This window comes from Paraburkholderia sp. BR14320 (genome assembly GCF_040948665.1).
GTDB lineage: Bacteria > Pseudomonadota > Gammaproteobacteria > Burkholderiales > Burkholderiaceae > Paraburkholderia > Paraburkholderia youngii.
Genome location: NZ_JBFPKG010000155.1, coordinates 1 through 2,556, shown reverse-complemented (window position 1 = coordinate 2,556; position 2,556 = coordinate 1). Strand labels below are relative to the sequence as shown.

Annotated in this window: 4 protein-coding genes and 1 pseudogene; 1 reads left to right on the top strand and 4 read right to left on the bottom strand. The window is 58.7% G+C overall.

Annotated features, from left to right (window positions below; translation table 11 throughout):
* Positions 1-126: 126 nt before the first annotated feature.
* The 3 genes and pseudogenes from AB3X89_RS39375 to AB3X89_RS39365 all read right to left on the bottom strand — a co-directional run bounded on the left by AB3X89_RS39375 (position 127) and on the right by AB3X89_RS39365 (position 1,449).
* The gene (locus tag AB3X89_RS39375) at positions 127-654 is read right to left on the bottom strand and encodes an RES family NAD+ phosphorylase (RefSeq protein ID WP_368587959.1); all 528 of its coding nucleotides are present in this window, start codon (positions 652-654) and stop codon (positions 127-129) included.
* Positions 651-1,022 carry a DNA-binding protein gene (locus AB3X89_RS39370; protein ID WP_368587958.1) on the bottom strand — a complete coding sequence of 124 codons (372 nt, stop codon included), beginning with the start codon at positions 1,020-1,022 and terminating at the stop codon, positions 651-653. The genes AB3X89_RS39375 and AB3X89_RS39370 overlap by 4 nt, the downstream gene beginning before the upstream one ends.
* 126 nt (positions 1,023-1,148) lie before the next feature.
* Positions 1,149-1,449 (bottom strand): annotated as a pseudogene (locus AB3X89_RS39365) (hypothetical protein).
* Positions 1,450-1,616: 167 nt separating this feature from the next.
* On the opposite strand from AB3X89_RS39365, the gene AB3X89_RS39360 reads away from it, so the two are divergent.
* Positions 1,617-2,114 (top strand): hypothetical protein, encoded by a 498-nt coding sequence (locus AB3X89_RS39360; RefSeq protein WP_368587957.1) that lies wholly within the window; start codon positions 1,617-1,619, stop codon positions 2,112-2,114.
* Positions 2,115-2,219: 105 nt separating this feature from the next.
* On the opposite strand, the gene AB3X89_RS39355 is transcribed toward AB3X89_RS39360, so the two are convergent.
* On the bottom strand, positions 2,220-2,556 hold a 337-nt coding region (locus AB3X89_RS39355), incomplete at its 5' end, for a hypothetical protein (RefSeq protein ID WP_368587956.1).

Sequence of the window (2,556 nt, the reverse complement as noted above, 5' to 3'; positions counted from 1 at the left end):
GAAGGCGCTTCAGGACCTTGGCCAGGCCCGGCGCGAGTGTGGTTCGCGGTGTCTTCGTCTTCTTCATCGCACAGCTCAAAAATTCGCTACCCAATTTTAACGTGGGCCTTACTGCAACAGAACCCTTCAACGCGACCAACTTGCCTGGTCCCGCGGAAGTCGGCCATCCGGGTCGTTGACCTCGATCGAATTGCCATCGCCGAGGCGGTCCGTAAAAACCACGACGTTCGTACCGCTCTCGTGGGTCTGGCTGGGAAACACAATGCCGGTAAAGCCATGCTCCCGAACCATGTCGCTGAGAACCCAGGTAGGGGGCTCGATGTGCATCTCGAATTTCAGGTGCCGCCAATCCTCGCGCCAGTCGTGCCAAAGGTCGTCCCAAAGAGGGCCGCGGCGGAGTTGCCGCAGGTCGACCAGATTACGCAGCGCGACGGTATAGGAGCAGACCGTGCAGGGTGGCAGGAACGGCGAGGTCTGCTGGTACTCGCGCAGCGCCGTCAGTTCTTCCAGCGACAAATAGAGTGCCTCGACACCTTCACGGTTGAAGCGCCCGCCCTTGGCTGCGGCGCCTGCTCCACTGGCTGGCCGGCTGGCCCAGCGGGGTGTATGTGCGCGGTAAAGCACAGTTCCCGCCGGCAAGTGCGTCAGGATCATCCAACAAATCCTGCGCTGATCGACTCCAGATAGTCGATCGCATCCTCAGTCCGCCCGTCCTGGATCAGTTGCAGGATAGTCTTATGGCGAAACGTGGGGATGGGCTGGTTTTTGACCAGAAACAGCGCTCGCTCGAAGTCCGGCTGCACCGCCGCAGCTGCCGACAGCACGCGCACTAGGTCGCGCAAGGTGGACTGGAGTTTCGGTGACTCGGGATGGGTGCGCAGCGTGTTGCGATGAACACCCGCCAAGGTTGCCAGGTCTTGCTGTTGCAACCCCAAGACGTTGGCGAGGTTGGCGGCGGATAGACGGGACGTCCCCGCTTCCCGCGCGGACTCAAGGACGTCGGCAAAGGCAGTGGCGCTCATGGGCCGCTCCAAGTAGCGAACTCTACAAGCACATTATACGCACAGTTGGCGCATACCTCAACGCTCCGCCTCGCGGATCCGAAGTTAATTTTACATAATTTTTTTTATCAATTTATTGGGGCCGGATCATTTAACCAGTTCTGGTCGCCACTCGTGGATGATCGCCTTGAAGTCTGATTCGTAGCGCAGCGTGTCCGGATAGCTACGAGCGCGTGATGCGAATCGGAACACCACGCACATGTCTTCCATGATGTCGTCGTCGACGCTCCATGCCATGGTCATATCGTACGCGCCACACGATGCGGGATTCCACCATGCGAGCAGAAAGTCGGCGACCCGACGGCTCTGGTCGGTATAGTCTTGAGCGATCTTGATCAGGCCGTTCGAGCGCCTGCTTTTCCGCAGGCATCATCTGTTCGGGTCTCATCCGTGGTTCCGCGGGTCCTGAAAGGCGTATTGTTTTCCGTAGGGCAATTAAAAGACCCGGACAGCTCGGCGTCGAGATTCCTTTCCACTTGATCCTGCCATCATCTGGTTTTGATCGACGGATACGCAGGATTCGACCTTGCTGGTCTCGTCATCGGGAGGTTAGAAATGACTTACGGAAAACCAGACGAACTCCTCCGGTTGGTTATCGGGAACCGGCCCCTACCGAAGAATGACCTGGGTCACACCGCGCTGGATGACTTCGACCATTTCTGCGCGTACAGCGGCTGCGATCCGAACGACGCGTGGGCCAAGCTCGCCTATGTGACTGCGAGCCTGAGCCAGCGCCGCAAGTCCGTCAGTCCCCTCGACGAAGAGATGCAGAAGCAATGTGCTGACATTGCCATGCTGCTCACGGATCATTCTCCCGGCACCACGGCAGATATAGCCGAATACTGCGTTCTGTTCTGGGATGGCGACCGATTGGTTGGCGCGCATCTATCCTCTGACGAACCAGGCGTGGTGGACGAGCCGTTCGACATTGATGACGTATTGCCCGACATTCCAGAGGCAATCGAGCACTGGCTTGCGTCCCCCACTTTCACCTTCCGCCCTTCGCTGTTGGAATGGCTCAAGGATGCGCTACCGCGCGAGTCCGGTGTGTGAGCCCCTACAGGAGATCGGTTAGGGGATTTTGATGCTTTCAACGCGCGAGCGACGGGCGCTTCGATTGGGCTGAGTGGTGCTCGGGGTGAAAAACAAGTAGGCACCTCACCTCACGTTGCCCTTTGAGGGCTTGTCCGGTGCTGTTGCCTGTATCGACGACTGTAACCGGGCCTGCCCCAAATAGACCCACTTCGGCCAGATGACCTTCTCCAAACCGGTCAGCCAGCTGGATCCGGTTTTTGCGAACCGGAGTTCCCATAAACGGCCATTGGCGACTTCACCAAATCGGCCACGAACGCCTTCGCAGTCGGTTGGTGTCACTGACCGGCATATTCGAGCCATTCCGGGATCGGCGTAATCGAGCCACCGGATGATCGCCGCAATCGGGCCACTCGATGATCGGCGTATTGGAGCCACCGCAGGATCGGCGTAATCGAGCCAC